At 22.9% G+C, this 18921-nt stretch carries 19 protein-coding genes; 5 read left to right on the top strand and 14 right to left on the bottom strand.

Features of this window, described 5'->3' with window-relative positions:
• Positions 1-45: 45 nt before the first annotated feature.
• Both avs4 and MarbSA_RS08365 read right to left on the bottom strand, forming a co-directional pair.
• The gene (gene avs4, locus MarbSA_RS08370; protein WP_221061396.1) at positions 46-4881 is read right to left on the bottom strand and encodes an AVAST type 4 anti-phage nuclease Avs4; all 4836 of its coding nucleotides are present in this window, start codon (positions 4879-4881) and stop codon (positions 46-48) included.
• A gap of 353 nt (positions 4882-5234) precedes the next feature.
• Positions 5235-5459, bottom strand: a complete 225-nt coding sequence (locus MarbSA_RS08365; RefSeq protein WP_197272493.1) for a winged helix-turn-helix domain-containing protein — start codon at positions 5457-5459, stop codon at positions 5235-5237.
• A 207-nt stretch (positions 5460-5666) separates the two neighbouring features.
• Here MarbSA_RS08365 and MarbSA_RS08360 point away from each other — a divergent pair, with 207 nt between their 5' ends.
• From MarbSA_RS08360 to MarbSA_RS08345, 4 genes are read left to right on the top strand one after another with little or no spacing between them, the layout of a single operon-like run.
• Positions 5667-6116 (top strand): hypothetical protein, encoded by a 450-nt coding sequence (locus tag MarbSA_RS08360; protein WP_054834800.1) that lies wholly within the window; start codon positions 5667-5669, stop codon positions 6114-6116.
• Positions 6117-6126: 10 nt separating this feature from the next.
• Complete coding sequence (locus tag MarbSA_RS08355) at positions 6127-6378, top strand: hypothetical protein (RefSeq protein WP_156314581.1); 252 nt, start codon at positions 6127-6129, stop codon at positions 6376-6378.
• Between the two features lies 1 nt (position 6379).
• Complete coding sequence (locus MarbSA_RS08350; protein ID WP_054834798.1) at positions 6380-6772, top strand: hypothetical protein; 393 nt, start codon at positions 6380-6382, stop codon at positions 6770-6772.
• A gap of 21 nt (positions 6773-6793) precedes the next feature.
• Positions 6794-7063 (top strand): hypothetical protein, encoded by a 270-nt coding sequence (locus MarbSA_RS08345; protein ID WP_054834797.1) that lies wholly within the window; start codon positions 6794-6796, stop codon positions 7061-7063.
• 79 nt (positions 7064-7142) lie between these two features.
• Here MarbSA_RS08345 and MarbSA_RS08340 read toward each other — a convergent pair whose 3' ends face one another.
• The 9 genes from MarbSA_RS08340 to MarbSA_RS08300 form a co-directional block, all read right to left on the bottom strand.
• The gene (locus MarbSA_RS08340) at positions 7143-7691 is read right to left on the bottom strand and encodes a hypothetical protein (protein WP_156314580.1); all 549 of its coding nucleotides are present in this window, start codon (positions 7689-7691) and stop codon (positions 7143-7145) included.
• 19 nt (positions 7692-7710) lie between these two features.
• Positions 7711-8034 carry a DUF8136 domain-containing protein gene (locus tag MarbSA_RS08335; protein ID WP_054834795.1) on the bottom strand — a complete coding sequence of 108 codons (324 nt, stop codon included), beginning with the start codon at positions 8032-8034 and terminating at the stop codon, positions 7711-7713.
• A gap of 426 nt (positions 8035-8460) precedes the next feature.
• Complete coding sequence (locus tag MarbSA_RS08330) at positions 8461-10473, bottom strand: hypothetical protein (protein ID WP_221061395.1); 2013 nt, start codon at positions 10471-10473, stop codon at positions 8461-8463.
• A complete protein-coding gene (locus MarbSA_RS08325; protein WP_221061394.1) occupies positions 10473-10631 on the bottom strand; it encodes a hypothetical protein in 159 nt (52 codons plus the stop codon). The genes MarbSA_RS08330 and MarbSA_RS08325 overlap by 1 nt, the downstream gene beginning before the upstream one ends.
• Before the next feature lie 10 nt (positions 10632-10641).
• Complete coding sequence (locus tag MarbSA_RS08320; RefSeq protein ID WP_156314680.1) at positions 10642-10803, bottom strand: hypothetical protein; 162 nt, start codon at positions 10801-10803, stop codon at positions 10642-10644.
• A gap of 12 nt (positions 10804-10815) precedes the next feature.
• Complete coding sequence (locus tag MarbSA_RS08315) at positions 10816-11139, bottom strand: hypothetical protein (protein WP_054835472.1); 324 nt, start codon at positions 11137-11139, stop codon at positions 10816-10818.
• A gap of 442 nt (positions 11140-11581) precedes the next feature.
• Positions 11582-12361 carry a hypothetical protein gene (locus MarbSA_RS08310; RefSeq protein WP_221061393.1) on the bottom strand — a complete coding sequence of 260 codons (780 nt, stop codon included), beginning with the start codon at positions 12359-12361 and terminating at the stop codon, positions 11582-11584.
• Positions 12362-12384: 23 nt separating this feature from the next.
• Positions 12385-13560, bottom strand: a complete 1176-nt coding sequence (locus MarbSA_RS08305; protein ID WP_221061392.1) for a tyrosine-type recombinase/integrase — start codon at positions 13558-13560, stop codon at positions 12385-12387.
• Between the two features lie 334 nt (positions 13561-13894).
• Positions 13895-14383, bottom strand: a complete 489-nt coding sequence (locus MarbSA_RS08300) for a TspO/MBR family protein (RefSeq protein WP_054835476.1) — start codon at positions 14381-14383, stop codon at positions 13895-13897.
• A gap of 400 nt (positions 14384-14783) precedes the next feature.
• On the opposite strand from MarbSA_RS08300, the gene MarbSA_RS08295 reads away from it, so the two are divergent.
• Positions 14784-15506, top strand: a complete 723-nt coding sequence (locus MarbSA_RS08295) for a DUF4013 domain-containing protein (RefSeq protein ID WP_054835648.1) — start codon at positions 14784-14786, stop codon at positions 15504-15506.
• A gap of 166 nt (positions 15507-15672) precedes the next feature.
• On the opposite strand, the gene hemA is transcribed toward MarbSA_RS08295, so the two are convergent.
• From hemA to MarbSA_RS08280, 3 genes are all read right to left on the bottom strand, one after another.
• A complete protein-coding gene (hemA, locus tag MarbSA_RS08290) occupies positions 15673-16878 on the bottom strand; it encodes a glutamyl-tRNA reductase (RefSeq protein ID WP_221061391.1) in 1206 nt (401 codons plus the stop codon).
• Positions 16879-16915: 37 nt separating this feature from the next.
• Entirely contained in the window at positions 16916-17599 is a 684-nt protein-coding gene (locus MarbSA_RS08285) for a precorrin-2 dehydrogenase/sirohydrochlorin ferrochelatase family protein (RefSeq protein WP_221061390.1), read from the bottom strand.
• Between the two features lie 349 nt (positions 17600-17948).
• Entirely contained in the window at positions 17949-18431 is a 483-nt protein-coding gene (locus tag MarbSA_RS08280; RefSeq protein WP_042703212.1) for a methanogenesis marker 9 domain-containing protein, read from the bottom strand.
• Positions 18432-18921 lie beyond the last annotated feature (490 nt).

Genomic DNA, 18921 nt, shown 5'->3' with positions numbered 1-18921 from the left:
AAATTTTAAACATAATTTAATTCAAAATTTGGAATAATGGATATTTCATGAAAGTTGTTCTCTTAATGAGTAAGCTACATTTGATTCCTTTTCAACTAAAAAATCTAATATACATACTATTTGTTCTTTGGTTTTAGAATTCTTATAAATATCACGATTATTCAATTTAATATATCTCTCACAATACTCTTCTAAGTAGGAAATTTCTTTTTTCTCAAATTTTTCACTGCGTAAGTTACTATTCTCATTTATAATATTATTAATCCATACTATACCGTTATTATTGTATTTTCTACCCACTTTATTTAAAAATTTTACAATCGATATTAAAACGGTTTTATTATTTCCAATATTTTTAGATATATTATAAAAAAAGGTAGATTCTCTTTCTTTCAAAAGATACCAATTATCCCAATCAAAGTTATCCTCCCAATAAGACCAATCTAAAAGATAAAGCTGTATAATTTCATTGGAATAATGATTATTTAAATCAGAGCATTCTTCAATTTTATCATAAAAAATATTCCATACTTCCCAAAAATTATCATAACTTTCTATTTTATTTTCTAACGAGATAAAAGCATCAAATAAGTCTTTTGTTTCTCTTGTAATTTTGAAATTATCAATAAATGGTCGAAGAAACTCTTTTATTTTTTCTTTTTTAGGCTGATTCAGAATAAAGCTAGCTAACTTTCTCAAAAAGTTAGACCTTAGCTCATATTTTTTCTGTCCACTATCACGATAATCATGTTCATTATCAAATATGGTTTTGCTAAATATGAGTAATATTTCCTTTATAAATTTCAAATGAATTTTATTATTAGTATTATCAGGTATTGCTTGAAAAATTGTATTCATTGAAAATAAATCTAAGTTTGAAATATTAAAATAGTTTTTCAAATCAGTATTCATAAAATCCTCACCATAATCCTTAGAAAATCTTTGAATAGCTTCTGAATAAATATTTTTATATTTAGGTCTATTAAAATTTTCTTTTATCAGTTGTCCCATTATCGATTTAAATTTAGGTTGCCATTCAACATATTCAAATAAAATTTTATTACTAATTTCTGGAGAATAATTCCATAGATGATTTTTAATAATTGTTGCAATAAATTCATTAATTCCATAAAAATGTAAACCTAGTAATTCTCTTTTTTTATAGCTTAGTGTAATATCCATAGTATTAAATAAAAGGAAAACTAATAATTTAACTAATTCATCAGTTTCATCTGAAAAAAATTTAAATAAATAAGGCAATGTTTCAATTGCAGATACAATACCATCAGAAACTTGATAAAAATATGAATGGTCAAATAACCACATTATGCGCTCAATTATTAGATTTTTGCAAAATTTTATATCTTCAGAATTTAATTCATCCCCATAATATTTTATTAAAACACAACTTGCAGATATAGGAATTGAATCATTAAACAATGAAAAATTTCCATTGTTCTCTTTTAATAAGCTTAAAATTTCTTTGATTTCTTTTAAAACTAATTTAGGGTCATTATCATATTCTTTAAACTCAATTTTATCAATTTTACCATCATTTAATTTTTTTTCTGCCCATACACTTAATTTTTGATATTTAATATCTTTGTTCATATCATCTGAAGCATTTTTAGAAATTTCTTGTAAGTCCTGAGGCAATTCTGGTTCATAATAAACTGCCTCTGTACCATTGTTTAATTTCATAGGTTTAGGTTTTATGTTTTTTGGGTCAATATTTGATATAATAATTCTTAATTTATCTTTTTCTTCTTTTTCTAAATCTTTTTCTTCTAATTGTTTATAATGAAAATCAATAATTTTTTCAATTTCCGTCTTTCTTTCTTGCAATTCCTCTTCAGTTACTAGATTATTAAGATTAAAGTAATATATTATTATTAATTGTCCTAAAACAAGTTTTCTATGAGAATCTTTGCATGTATCAAGTCGTTCTTTTATAAAAATAGGGTTTGTACTCATTGATGCAATATTATAAAGTGTTTCTGCCTCTTTTTCATAGATATGACTTCTTTTTGCATCATAAGGAAACAATTCTATCGTTTTAAAAAGTATTTTTGCAATGTTGAAATATTTATTCGGATTAGATAAGACTACACTATTAACTATAGCTGTTAATGATGAGGATTTAGAACTTTTTAAAATATAAATTAAAAGATTTTCAACATCACTTTCTTTCGACTTAGCTAATTCTAGTAAAAATTTTTCTAATGCCATGTGGATTGATTGTAGTAAACTAGGAGTTGTTTTTCCACCAGTACCTCGATAAATATTCCACAATGAATCACTTATGTATTGTTTTTGCGTTTTTCCATTTAAATGAATTTCCATTGTTTTAATATCACATTTAAAGAATTCATAGAAAGGAAAGTCATTTTCTTTTTCATGTTTTTTGATATCTAATTTTTCTGAATTAACATAATGTTCTACAGTTTTGTTTGTGAAATTAATGATGAATTCAATGGTTTCTTTTGTGAAATATTTTAACAATGAAAGCATAGGGGTTTGAAAAGGGCTAGAGTATGATGGGACTGATAATTCATTTATCGAAAATTTATTGTCTATGTCTAAACTCCTTGATTTTTCATAGAAGAAAGGATTGTTATCTTTATCATACATGATGTTAAAATCAGTTGTGTTTTTATACCAGTATAAATCAGCAATTTTGAGAACATATGAAGGTAATGATTTAAAAACATTATGTGCAACAGTATTATCTTTTAATAAATTTTTACATAGATTATAATGAGGGTCTTCAAAATTTTTCCATTTATTATCTAAAACTTTTTCAAATATTTCTTTTAATTCATTTTTTATTTCAAAAGCACCTTGAAATATTATTTCAATAAGATTTTCTTTTATAGTATCATTAAATTTCTTTTTTCCTTGGATTTTTTCATAAAAATACAAAGCAATTAAAGAAGACTTTCTTGTTGTGACTCCTTTTTTGTTATTATTATTCCATTTTTTTAATATAGGCATTATTAAATCTAAATCTTTTGATTCTAACTCATTTAGGTTTTTTTCAATGAAATAAATTGTATGTTTCCATCCATCCCCTTTTGGCTTTGTAAAAAAATAATTAGAAATTGATTCTATATCCTGTATTACTTTAAAAAGTTTGCCATTGTCTATTTCTTCACATGCCATTATTAATAAGGAAGTTATTCTTTTTAACAATTTTTTTTCATCTTTAAGGATTTCATTTTCATATTTTTCAAAAAAATATTTAGAATAATCTGATAAAAGTATTGAAATGATAGTTTCATTTTTCCAAAATTCTTCAATGCTTTTATCTAAAATCACATAGTCTAAAAATGAATCAATATCATCAGGATTTTCATTTAATTGTTTAATTAGCCATTCTTTAAAAGCTTTTTGCATTGATAATGAATTTCCAATACTTTTAAAAAATTCATTGAATCTTTTAGCTCTTTCAAATTCTCGCTGAATTGTCTTTTCAAGTGCTAATTCTTCATAAATATCATGAGTTACAAAAAAAGCATCATGATTACTATCATATGCAATTATCTCCTCATTTTCAAGATTAGATAAAATATCATGATATCTCTCATTTAAATTCACTAGAAACAAATTTTCATCAGATTTTTTCTTTATAAATCTCAAGAAACATGATTCTCTTTTTCTTTTATCTTGAGTACTGTTTTCTATACCCAATATTCTTATTTTCCAAATTTTCTCTTTAAAAATCTTAATATCGTTTATTTCAGTACTTTCTTCAGTTAAAATCTGAAGATATTCGTTTAGATAAAATAATCTAGTTAAAAATTCTTTAAGTTTTTCATTATCCGGTAATTTAAATTTATAAGTCATTGATAGTTCATTTAATTTTTTTAAAGATAAATTTTGAATTATTAATTCATTAATTTTGAATCTATTTATTAGATTTAATAAGTCAGTGAAGTTATTATTTCTTGTTGTTAAGACTATTTTCCATGAATCTTTAATCATTACCTGTAAAAAATTAGTGAAGATAGAATTATTATGCAAATTTACTATTTTTTCAGCTGAATCTATAACAATTATTTTATTATTCTCTTTTTCATGTATTTTTTGAAAATCTTCAATTGAATAATTACCATATCTATTGAAAAAACCATCAACATAATCTAAATTAAATTGTGCAGTTTCAAAAATATAAAAAGGAGTATTAATTTCATTATTTAGGTCTTTTATAAGGGCAGTTTTCCCACAACCTGCTTCACCCCTTAATATTAAAATATCTGAGCTTTTTAATGAATTTTTAATATCATTTAATTCATTTTCTCTGTCAATTTTTATATCATCATTTTTAAATTTAATTTCAGTGCCTATTGAATCAACTAACATTTTATTATGTGTTTCAATTTTTTTTAAAAACTTTAATATGTCATCATTCTCAAAAAAAATATTCTTATAATACTTATTTTCAGGTTTAATTAGTTGAAATTCAATTTGACTTGTAGTTTTCCATACAATTTCGATATTAAGTTCTTTCGCAAAATTTTCAATTTCAATTTGATATTCTGGTTTTTTTCTCTCTTTTTTGGTGCTTTCACTCATGTTTCCTTTAATATAAAAAAATATTTTTGTTAATTTTCCATTTTTTTCTTTTGCTTTTTTAATAGAATCTTCTATATCAGATTTATTATCACTAACTTTAGTAGTATAATATTTTGATTGAAATCCAATAACATTATTATTATGTTCTATAGGTTCTGTTTCAATACCCACTTGATTATAGTATGCAAAAATCCCATTTTCAATATCATGTTCTAAGCAAAAAAGAATGTAGGCTAAATCTTCAAAAGCAGATGTTTCTTTGCCTTCAAATTTACTTTCAAAAATTTTCCAATCAATATTTATCATAATATCCCATATTTTATTATTTTAATATATTTCCTTTCATTTTTTAGCTATATTTATTATACATTATAGGTATTTTATCTTTATTCTTATATAATAAAAACTAATAAGCATAAAAATTTATTACATATATTCCAAACTTTTTTCCCAAGTTTTGTTGTTTTATAAAATCGTCCTTGTTTATAATCTTTTTTTAATCATACAACTAATCTTTTTTACTTTTTAATCCTCTTAAAGGTCTATTAACATCATCTATTTTTAATCAGGTTTAGATATTTTGATGAATGATTCACTTCTACAATTTACTATTTTAACATAGATATGACTTATATTGAGCTAAAAAAGAAATTTAATAATTAACTCTCAAGTTTTTCAACAACTTTCAATCCTAAATCTGTAATTTGATACAATCTGCCTTGTGATTTCTCAGGATTTAAAACAATTACCAGTCCTTTTTGTTTTAGTCCAGTTAATGCTCTTGAAATATGTGAAGTAGATATATTTGTATTTTTAGCTATTCTTGAAGGTATTTTTTCAGAATTTTTAAGCTCTTTAAGTGTTATTTCTCTGTAAGGACTCATTTGTACATAGCTTAACGCTTCAATTAATTCTTCTTTCATATATATTTAAGTGTTTATTAACATTAAAAATTATCGTTACTAATCATGCTTTTATATATCTTTCATAATATACCAATCTTTAAAAATCTTTAAATAATATATTACCTAATATAGTTTTAAAAAACTTTTCAACTATAAAATCTACAGAAAAATTTCAGAGGTAAAAATATGGAGAAAAATAAAAAAATTATTTTGGGAATATGTATTATAATTGTTATTATTGTTATTATAGCAGTTATAGCTATTGTAAATTATAATAATGAAATACAAGGAAAGTATATTATGGAAGATAGTTTTGCTGAAGAACTATTTGTAAATGGGGAAAAAATATACACACTTACTAGTATAAACAATATGAATATAACTGATATTAAAAATTGGCTTAACAATAATAGTATCTATACAGAAAATAGTATGGAATCACCTAGTTATTATATGCTATTTAGCCCTACAACTGGAGAATTTTATATAATTGAAAAATCAACAGGAATATTATCTCATAGTGTTAATAAACAACTTGCAGTACAAATAATGCAAGAAGTTAAACAAATACAAGACTCTCAAGAAAAAACACATGAAATTAATACTAATGATAGTAATGAAACAGCATATATATGAGATGTTTAATATGAATAGCGGATGGATTGTAATTGGAATAGCTATTATAGCTATTGTTGGAGTAATTGGTATTTCTTATTTAAATTATGAAATGAATACCATTACTTCTGATGAAATAAATGAAGAATTAAATAATTCAAATTTAAATGAATATAATAATACTACAAAAAAAGAATTTGTAGAAAAAATGCAAGATTTTCAAGAAGATAATGAAAGATATGCTAATGAAAATCAAATACCTGATTATATAGGGGATGTTTAATTTGAATAAAAAAATTATTTTAGGAATTATAATAGCTATTATAGCTATTATTGGAGTAGTAGCTATTTTAGGAAGTAATACTAGTGAAAGCAATATTCAAGATGATATTGTAGGTCAAGGAAATCCAAGCTGTGATTGGAGTGAACAAGATACTGGAATTAAAGTTGAAAAGTGGGCGACAGTTTTTCAATGGTTTGAATCTAAAAGTGGTACAGAATATAAAGATGTTAAGATAAAAGTAGATTTATACAAAAATGATAAAATAATAGCATCAAAAAATACAGTCATATCCTCATTAAAAGAACCACAAAATATATTTGTAACAATTGATGTAAATGAAGAACCAGATTATGCTAAAACAACAGTAATAAATGCAACTCCAGTTAGTAAATAAAGTTTATGGTAGTGATTAAATATGAATAAAAAGAAAATAATTTTAATAATTTTAGCTGTTATTGTTGGATTGTTTATACTTTCAACAGTATTATGGTCTATAACTGGTGATATGCGAGATAATGGTGGAAATGGTGAATTAACTGATGAAGAAAAAGATTATTTGCATAATTATAATTTATCTGATGTTGGGAATCAAAAAGATGAAAATAATACAACATTAGAAGAAAAAGTTAATAAAAAACGCCAAGAAATTGGAGCAGATACAGATTTTAACGGGAATAAAGTTTAAATGACAAAAAATGCCAACATTATATGAACTTGTAATTTTGTATAAGTTTCCTATAATTCAACTTGAAGAAAAATACTAATCAATTATGTAAATTTTTATTTGAATTCATTATTCTATCTTCATAAATTTTTATTGGATATTCTATAATGTTTTTATAATCTTTGGAATCAATGTATTTTTTGTATAATTCTAAAATAGATGTTTTTTCAAATTCTTCATATATTGCTTTGTTAAATTCTATTTTTTCTTTTATTTCATTTTTATGAAGTTTTTCAGGATTTAGTAGGTCAAAACAATTCTGTCTAAATCTCATTAATGTTGGATATGCATTCAAAAGATATGACATGTTCATTGAATCTTCAAATATTTCTAATGATTTTCTATATGTAAGTTCATTAATATCTAGTGGATAAAGTGTTATTTTATTTTCATACGCTATATTTAATGTGTTAGAGAAGTTTTTTTCAAGTTTTTTAAACTTTTTGAGGTTCTGTTCTTCAAAAACTGTATTTAACATATTTTCCCATAAGTTGTTGAATAAAATTCTACTTTGTTTAGGAGTTAAATCTTTAATAATCTCTTCAATTTCGTTATTTATGTTATTTGGTGTTTTTTCAAATCTTTTCATATTATATTTCTCCATTTTATTAGTTTTCAAAGTATTTCATCATTTCATCAAGTTCTTTTTGTTCTCTTTCTATTAGATAATTAGGTAATGGTTTTTGGATAGCTTCTTTTATTTCTTTAATTTCTTCTTGCATTTCATCAAGTTCTTTTTGTTTTAAAATATCATTCATGGTTTTAGCTATTTGATTAAGTACTTTGTATTGTTGTATTCTAATTTTTTCTTTTTCATTATCTTTTATTCTTCCATTAATTAATTTATTTTTAAGAGTGTTATATGAAGTTTTTAATTCTTCTAAGATATTTTCTCTTGTAATTTCCTTAATATATTCATTATTTTTGCTCATATAGTTCACCAATTAAAAAAAATTATTTTTAAAATATTTGTAGACACTTCATTTCATTGTTTAAAGTTCACTGCATTGATTTTTTAGTTTTTTAAATGTATTTTATTGGAATGTTACAAATAAGTTATAAAATGTCCCAGTTTTGACATGAAAAATCCCACTTGATAATCCATATAAGAGCTTGTTTTTAGAAAATAAACATTATTTGAAGTTTTTCAATAATATTCATTTTAGAATAGATAGTAGGTAAAAAAATAATTAAAAAAATTAATCTTTTTATTTTTTTATTACTTCTATTAATATATTATTAATAATTATAATATAATGAATATATATTCTTATTTTTGAATTTTAAGTGTTATTTAGTGTTTTCGCTCGGGACATTTAATTGTTAATTTGGGATAATTCTCATTATAATTGAGACATTCAAGTATTATTCTGGGATTTTTTAGATATTTTTTGAGATTTTTTGAGTTCATCATCCCATTTTTTTCCAATTTCTTCAATTTGAATTTCATTGATTTCGTACTGTTTCAAGTGTTTTTTAGCATTTATTAAGTCTTTTTCAGAAATTACATAGTTTTCAACGATTTGTTTGATTTCATTTTCATTTAAATAGTAAACATTTTGTTTTCCATGTTTTTCTGGAAGTTTTTCTAAAAAGCCCCTTTCTTCTAAGTTATTGAACACTTTTTCCATATTTTCAATATCTTTAATAGATTTGTGATTTTTAAAGATTCTTTTTACATTACTACTTGTGAAAAAATGAATATTATTAAGATTATTATCCTTTCGAGTAATATTTAATCCATTTTCATTCATTAAATCTTCAATGGCTCTTTTATTTCTTTCATCAATTTTTTCACGATGTTCATACCCATATGGATTTACCTCAGTATCATATTGTTTACATTTGCCTTTAAAGATTTTTTCTGCATTTTCAACTGTGATTGGAACAATTTCCTTTTTCAGTTTCATTATTAAATTTTTTTCATATGGTTTTAATCCTGCATTATTAGAAACTAATTCAATAAATTTTGTAATTTGTTCTAAGTTTGGAACTAAAAATATTAAATTTTCATTATCTATTTCAATACAATTATCGTAGTTTAATACTAAATACACTTTGAACATTTGATTTAAATAATTCTGCTGTCTAGTGTCTGTTTCACTGTTTTTAGCAATATTTGATATAGAACTTAAAAAAGGATTTAAAACCTCAGTTTTTTCATATTTTTTGTTGATTTTACAAATAATAGATTTTAAATATTGTTTGAATAATTTTAATTCTTTACTTGTTTTATAAAATTGATTATATTTGTAATTACCTTTAGTCATGAGTAGTTCTTTAAATTCAATTTTTCCATTTTTATGATTTCGATTTGGTGTTATATTTAATGTTCTACTGTTTATTTGAGATTCATTTGATTCCGTATTGACTGTTCCGAATAAAGCACCTACTTTTCCTTTTAGTATTATTTTAATAGTGTATTCATAATTTTTTCCGCCTTTTTTCTCTCTAATATATTTATTTTCAGTTATGAGAATTTTTACAATATTGAAAATTGGTTTAAATTTCTCATATTGTTTATTATCTCCTAAGTCTCCAAAAGATATTAATAATCTATCAAAATAATAAGGATTATCTATCCCTTTATCCAAAAAACTTGCTTCTGTAATATCATTAACATCATATACAAATTCTTCTGGAATAAAACATTTTAAAACTCTTTTAATAATATAACTCTTCCCAGTATCCGCCATTCCATGAATTTCTATCATTAAACCTTCCAATCCTAAAATTATTACCATACAGGCTAAAAATATAAAAGCAATATTTTTGTTTTCATTTAAGATTAAATATTGACTTTTATCTTGAATATAATCTATAATATTTCCACCATAATCCTTTTTTAAAATTTCTTCAAATTTTTCAGCATTTTCTTCGTTGTATTTAGGAAATAATTTTTGTTTTCGAAATGTTTCATTTTGTTCTTTTTTCATCTTTTCTTTCAAACTTTTGACATTATTTTTTAATATTAAATAATTATTTTCCAATAAATCCTGAATTTCGTTTTTATTAATCATATTTTTGATTTTATGCAATTGCCCATCAAATTCAGCTTTTTTAATAGAAGTTTCGAATTTTATTGTTTCATATAATTTTTTATATAGAATTGCTTTTTCTTGAGTTATGAATTCATTGTATGATAATTCACTGCCAATTTGACTATTATTTTCATTTAGAATATTATAACTATATTTTTTATTAATTTTTTTATAATTCCTAGTTATTTTTAAATAATAAGATTCTAATTTATTTTCAAAAGGTATTAATATAGAACTTCCTCTTTTGTCATTAGAAATTTTCCATTGCAATGATTTCAATTCAACATTTAAATCTTGAAATGACTTTTTATTTTGGAGTTTTTTATCCATTATAAAACCTCTTTCAAAATAAGATAATTATATATGTTATTAAGTAGATAGTTAATATTGCTAGAGAAAGTTAGAGATGTTTTTCGCATCTCTTCTTTCATATTAACTGTTTTTCCTATTAACTCCATCATGATTATTTTTATTTTATTAATTAACATATTTACACACCTAATTATTTTTATCAATGAAAAATACGTTATTTTGTTTTCTTACAATTTCTTCAATTTTATCTAAGATTCTTAGGTCTTTTTGAATTTTTTTCAATTGTTTTACATCTAATAAATAACCATCAAAGTCAGCTGATTCTCCTTTCGATATTTTTTTGAACATTAATAACACTCCTTAATAATTCCAAGAACCTAACTCTTGAAAAATAGCTCTTTGAATTTTTATAAGAAAATTAATAGTCTCAGTATCTGTTAAAAATTCATTATACATTTTGATATTTTGAAAATCAGTATACTGTTCATCAGTTAGGGTAACAACAATTAAATTCTCATCAAAATTCAATAATCTGTGTTGTTCAATCAAGTATCTAAGACTTTCTGAGTTGTTTTTAAAATTAAGTTTTGCTTTAATTTTTTTAAGATACTTATCTTGTTTATCTGTAATTTTACTTGATACAATTTTATTTAATTTTATATTAGATTTTTTGTTTCTAAACATTTTACTCACTTATCCTATCAAAAAAAGAGCATATAAATAATAGAACAAAAGTAATAAAAGATTTTAAATATTGTTATGGAAATAATATTTAATAGAGCTTTTTTAAGTTCTACATTTGTATATTGAATAGTCATTCATTTTGCTATAATTTTGGAGAATTATTTAGTGTCAAATGTAATGACTATTTCTATACTCTTTTTCTAATTATTTTTTGATGTTTAATTTTTTAAAATATCTTAAACATCATTTTAGATTTTGTTTAGTAAGCTTATAAAGAGGGAGAAATTGTATAGATGTTTGTCTATACTTTTTTTAAAATAGTGATAATAAATTTAGTAAAATTAATAATTTAATTGAAAATTATTTTAAAAATATATTTTCAACTAATAAAAAAAAGAAATATCTATATGTTAAAAAATTATTAAACCTAATTTTCAAAAAATTAAGATTCTTTATTTTCTAATGCAGTAACTACATTAATATATTTGTCTAGTTGCTTTTCATATTCTTTATTTTTTTCCATTAATTCATCTATCATAACTTGAAGTGTAAAAATAAAACTATTATGTATAGCTATTGAATCAGTTTTTATGTTGCTGTGATTAATAGGGTCTTTTTTATATTTTTCAAATTCTGGGAATTTTTCATATATTAATTTTACATGTTCTGATTTTTCAATTTCATCAAATGCTTCGTTAAAACTAATAATATGGGCTGTTATTTCATTACGATTTACATAAATTGCTGATTTAAAATCATTATATGTTCTTTCAGGAAGGGATACATTAATAATAACAGGATAAATCGCTAATGGTGTATCTACAATGCTAATTCCTTTATGTCTATTTTCTTTTCCTTCATAACAATAAGATTCTCCATCCCATATGTCTAAATAGTTATTAAATTTAACAGTCCCTATATTATCTGTCTGTCTATATCTTAATGCATCTCTTAACATTTTTTTTTCATCTTCATGTATTTCATTGTTTTGTGATATTCTATTTAGTTCCTCTAAAAGGTTAGTTTCATAGACAGCAGGTACTGGTATTTTTATATTTAATTCTTTTATTTGCATAGCTTTATCTTTGATAATATCCTTCATGGTTTTCTCAATTAAGTCTATTTGATTTTTTCCTGTTAAGTTACAATAAGATTTAAAGTCTTCAAGTAATTCATGTTCTACTTTAAAACCAGCTGGTTTTTTATTTTTTTTAGTATTCATTATATCCTCACTTTTTAATTAAATTATTTTCTATCATTTAATAATTCCATAATTTTTCTATTTTGTTCTTCTTGAATAGCTAATCTCTCTTCTAGTTCTTTTTGTTTCATATCTTTGGTTTCTACTTGTTTTTCTAGCTTTCTCAATTTTATTAAGTCTTCATGTTTGATATCATGAACTTTTGTGTCCCTAATACTTAAAAATGGTATTAGTTTTGTATAAAATCTTTTCATAACTTCCGTATTGACTTCATTATAAGCATCATGAACACTTGATTTGTTAGAATGTCCAGATAATAGATTAACTTTGTTTATATCTGATGAATTATGATTACAAGTAGTGATAAAGAATTTACGCATAGCATGAGGGTGGAAAAAGCGTTTACCTTCATTGTTTCTGAAAAATACCCTATCATTAATTCTTCTAAAAATATGAATAATTGCAAAATTACTTATAGGTTTACCATTGTCAAAACCAAAAAGATAGCTATCTTCATCCAAATTTTTCCTTGTTTTTAAATATTCAAATAAGTAACCAGTTGCTTCAGGAGTATTAAAAGTAACACAAATATTAGCTTTTTTGATAGTTTTTAGTGGTGTGAAATACCATACAGGTACTAAATTATTTGTTTTTTGCGCTAATAAGTCCATTAATGTTCCATCATGATAATTTTTTGTAGCTTCTAGCAAATCAGATATTTTAAAGTCTATAACATCACTTGTTCTTATTCCTGTTGTTGCCATGAAAAGGATTATTGCTTTATCTCTTATGTTGTTAGTTCCATCAACACCTTTTTTAATATCTTTAATTGCCGGTATATCGCCTTCCTTTATTAGTGGTTTAGATTGGTCCAATTGTATGTTTTTAGGTAGTTGTATATTGTATTCATTATAGAACGACCTCAATGTTTTCAGGTAGCTATCTATTGTGTTTATTGTTAATTTTTTATTTTTTAAAAATTCGTAATATTGATAGATATATTGTGTTACTTTTCTATCTTCTATATCTGGAAAAATTATTTTATTGTCCTTTATAAATGGTTGTTCTTCTTCTTTGGCTTCTTTTAATAATTCTGTTGGTGTTAATCCTGTTATTGTGCAAATATCTGTTAATACTATTTTATATATATTCAATCGAGATTTTGATAAGTTCTTTCTTATTACTATTTGTTTGATTTTCGGGTCTTCCTCAATTTTCATAGTATAATATATGTAATTTCTACTATAAAAACTGAACGGGAACGGTCAGTTTCCAGTCATAAAGATGTGAGTTTTTCTCAGCTTTTATCATTTTAAATTATAATTACTATTATTTTTATTATTTTCATTATTATTGTATTTATTAATATTTTTAATAACAGTATTGTATTTATCACTATTTTTAATATTATTGTGTTATTACAATTTTTATTAGACATTAATATCTATTTAATCATTTTATTTTAATATTTTTATTTTAACTTTTTATTTTAGCTTTTTCATTTATAAAGCCTTGACACATTTATATAAAAAGAAAAATAATGAAATTAAAATATTAAAAGTTTAAAATATAAACAGTATAATTTAAATACATAGCTATAGTGACCCATATTATATAAGGTATTAATAATATTCCTGCTAATTTATATACTCTATAAAAAACAATGATGTTTAGAAGTATAAATAACCATAATAAAATAATGATCCCAAGACCACCATTTAAAGAGTGAAATCCAAAGAAAACTATAGACCATAGTAAATTTAAACCCAACTGTACAGCAAAAACATATAATGCTATTTTAACTTTTTTATCTTTAATTCCATCTTTCCAAACAAAAAATAGGCCAATACTCATTAAAATATAAAGAATATTCCACACAATTGGAAAAACCCAGCCTGCAGGTGTCCAACTTGGTTTTGCAAGAGAAGCATACCATGTAGATATTTCAGGATATGTGACAAAAGATCCTATTAGCGCAATTATATAAACAATTAATAACGAAATTCCCAACTTAATAATATCTTCTTTTTTGAAATTTTCCATTATAACAGCCCCTATAAAAATATTAAAGATTATATTGAAAATGATACTGAAAATAATACCAAATATTATATTATATTAAATATGAATTAATATCAAGTTAAATATTAAATTAAATATTAATCTAAATAATAAACTAGATAATAATTTACGAAAATCTTAATATTTTAAAAATATTTTTTTATATATATTATGTGTATAAAAATATATAAATATTATGTAAAATGTAATAAAAATAATTTAAAATACTATTATTAATATGAAAGTTAGTATATAAAAAAATAGTGGGAACATTCTAAAGTTAAATAATTAAATAAATAATTGATATTTAAAGAAAACTGTTAAAGAAAGAATAAGATAATATATTAAATATAAATATTAATATGGAATATATAATTATATTATGAAAACAATGAATACAAAAGAAATGATTATAGACTCTGTAAAATACTCTCTAAACGGAAAAAAAGATTTCATTTTTTTTGGATTTCTTCTATGGTCTATAAGTTTTATTATATATATTACTAATGAATATTCAATATTAGGTATTCTATTGTTTATCCCAATATCAATTTTTCTATTTATAGAAGGAGGGTATATTGCTACAATAATTGAAAGTACTTTATTTGGTTCAGATACTCATCCTGAATTCAAAAATATCAAAGATTTAATCTGGAGAGGAATAAAAGAACTTTTAATATTGCTAGTTTATTCCACAATACCAATTATAGTATTAATAATAGCAATTTTTGAAATTATAATATTTTCAGATGATATTTCAACTTTAATCCTATTAATAATGTTTATTTTCTCATTATTTTTCTCATTAGTGATCATGCAAAGTGCAATTATACATTATGAATATAAACATTCAAAATTAAGAACAGCATTTGAAATTAAAACAATATTGAAAAAATTGAAAAACATGGGTTTTAGTAATTTAATAAGCTCATTTTCATTAGTGTTATTATTTACATTAATTATTCAACCTACTTTATCCGATATTTCTGAAAATATGCACCCATTAATCTCAATAATTATGAATTTTACTATACTGCCATTTTTAGCAGTATTTTCAGCACGATTCACGGGATTAATCGGAAGATATCATTTTAAAGAAGATTAACCTTATAATATAATTATTTTTCTAAGTATTTTTCTAAGTATTTTTTGATATATCTTTGTTTATATTTTTGATAATTTTTCTGATTATTTTTCTGATTATGTTTTTGATTATATCTTTGATAGTTTTTCTGATTATTTTTTCTTTTTGTTTTTAATTATTTATACAATTAATTTTCTTTAAATATGCATTTTAGTGTTTCTATAACATCATGATTCTCTTCTTCTGCAACTTTTTTAATATTTGAAGACATATCATGAAATATTTTATTAACAATAGATCTAGACATATTGTCAATTATTTTAGCACTACCTTCAATATCTGAAAGCTTAGAAGTGGCTTTTAAAGCTTCTCTTGTTCGAATATTCTCCATTGATAGGCGAATATCAGCTAAAATATCTTCCACTTCCATTAATTTAAAAGAATTTTTAAGTAATGTGAATTCAGAGTCTATTATTTTTTCTGCTTCTTTAACTTCATTTTCTCTTAATTCTTTATTTTTGTAAGCTATTCCCCTTAAATCATCAATATTGAAAAGTTTAACACCAATATTTTCAACATCTTCATCAATATCTCTTGGGTTAGCTATATCAATCATAATTATTGAAGAAGATTTACTAGGATCTATAAAATTCTCAATTCTTTCTTTGTTTAAAATAGTATGTGGTGCTCCAGTAGCACTTATTATAACATCTGCTGTTGGTAAACATTGACTTAGTTCATCGAGAAGAATAGCTTTTCCATTGAGTTCTTCAGCTAATCTAACAGCCCTATAATAAGTCCTATTTGCAACAAAAATAGCTTTTAAATTCTTTTCAGCGAGAGCTTTAGCCACTAATTTCCCCATTTTTCCAGCGCCAATTACTAAAACATGTTTACCTTCCAAATTCCCAATATTTTCCTCTGCCAAATCCACAGCTGCAGATCCAATAGAAACAGAGCCCCTATTTATATTAGTTTTTTGTCTTACAACTTGCCCAACATGAATAGCTTTTGTAAAAAGAGCATCAAGTACCTTACCACAATGATTTTCATCGATACTTCTTTTTTTAGCACTTTTAATTTGACCCAATATCTGATCTTCACCAATTATCATTGATTCCAACCCAGAAGTCATTCTGAAAAGATGAATTATAGCTATATCATCATAATGAATGATTATATTTTCATTATCTGTTTTTAAACAATCATTTTCATAGCTAACAATATCAGTATTTATATAATACTCAACTCTATTACAAGTACTTATTTCAATATATTCTTGAACATCCAACTCTTCTTTAAGATTATGAAATATTACTTCCAAATCTTTTGCTGTTTTTTCCATTGTTTCAATACTTGCAACTTTATGATCCACTCTCAGATTGATTATCAACAACTATCCCCCATTACTATCTATCATTACTATCATATTAATCATTATTGTTATCATTATTATGGTCATTATTATGGTCATTACTGTTATCGTTATCGTTATTGTTTATAATTTTCTCAACATAATTTTTAGCTTCTTTTAACTTTCCTTCTTTTAAAAGTTTGGAAATATTAGAATTATTAAGAATTTTATAGAGGTATTCTTTTCTAACTTTTTGATTATCAAATTTTTCCTTTAAAATTTTTCTTGAGAAATCCTGAAGCTTAATTTGAAGTATATCTTCATCAGAAACTATGTTTTGAATTTTTTTTCGAAGCTCACGAGCCATTAAAGGACTTTTTCCATTAGTAAATATCGATATTTGAACATCATCAATGTAAAAACTGGTTGGAACAGCAAGATTTCCTTTTTCAGGGAAGTCTGCCCTATTTAACAATTTATCTTTACTAATAAGTGAAACATAATCATTGTTAGTTTTATCTCCACTAGCTACCACTACAATATCTGCCCATTCAACTAATTTTTTATAGGTTTCTTTAGATCCATCTTCTTCTAAAATTGCTCCTTTATCAGATAGATCTTTTGATATTTTATTACCAGACAATATAACTTTTGAGCCATTTTCAAGAAATCTATCTGCTCTTCGATGTGCAACTTCACCAGTACCTAATATAAATACATTTTTTCCATTAACATCTAAAAAAAGTGAAGTCCATCCCATAAAAAGCCCTCTAGAAATATAAATTAATTAATAAAAATGTAAAATATAATAAAATTTAAATAAAGATAGAAATACAAAGTACATTTAAAATATAAGATAAACCATCCGATTATATTCTATTAATTAATTATAAAATATAATTAAATAATTTTAACTATAAATTATACTGGTTATAAATTTAATTATAAGCTTTATTTATGAATCTATTTATTTTAATTATAATTTTTATTTATAAATTTTATTTATGAATTTATTTAACTATGAATTTTATTTAATTATAAACTATATTTAATTATAAAGCTTATATTATTAATAAGATTTATTATATCATGATATCATGAAAAAAATATTATTCTGAATTTTCTAAAGCCTTCATCCTAAGTAATTTCATAGCAGTCCTTAAATCATTATCACAATCATGAAGAACCTTAAATGCCTCTTCATCACTAATTGAAAAAGCATCAGCTAGAGCATTAACATTATCATCACTATTACTAATATCATTCCCTACTAAAGCTTCTGATAATTGTTTTTTTAGAGTTAAATACTCATCTACATCCATATCAATATTTCTTAAAACCATATCCCTTAATGGGCAAGGTTTTGATGTCTTACAACACCAAACTAAAGATCCAAAACAAGTTCCTGCTCCTTCACCAAGCCTAGTTTTTTTTGCAAAATCCTCCTTAATATCCATGTATTCTTGAGGAGTTAAATTTACATCATCAAGAGCATGTAATATTGGACAAGGTTTTACTGGAGGGCAACAAAAAGCCAATGCCCTACTGTCTCCACCCCTACATACATGTGATGGTGCATCATCCCATACCATTAATAATCCTCCGATAAAATTTATATATTTAATTGTAATTATTTAATAATAATATTTATTATTTAATATAATATTATTTTTACTATAATATTAATCATTTTTCTTAACTAATTTTAAAATATAAGTCAACAATGACTTACTATATCTAATTAAAATATATATAACTTATTATTTAACTTAGTAATTTATAAACAATATGAAAAATAGTATAAAATTTTTTTATTATAAACTATTATTTATTATATAAAATATAGTTATTAAAGAAGTAACAATCAGTTATAGCGAATTTATATATATTAAATTTATATATATTAAATTTCTAATTTTAAGTAATATATTGATTAGACATATATTTAAATTGTTGCAATTAATGTTAGATTTCAGAAAGATAATAAAAATAAATTTAATTAATAAAAATATGTTAATAAAATAATAAAAGATATATTAATAAAAATAATAAAAAATTTATTAATAAAAAATATACTAATAA

The organism is Methanobrevibacter arboriphilus (assembly GCF_019669925.1).
Taxonomy (GTDB): Archaea; Methanobacteriota; Methanobacteria; order Methanobacteriales; family Methanobacteriaceae; genus Methanobinarius; species Methanobinarius arboriphilus_A.
Note: the sequence above shows the minus strand (reverse complement) of the source record. Positions and strands in the feature narration are given on the sequence as shown.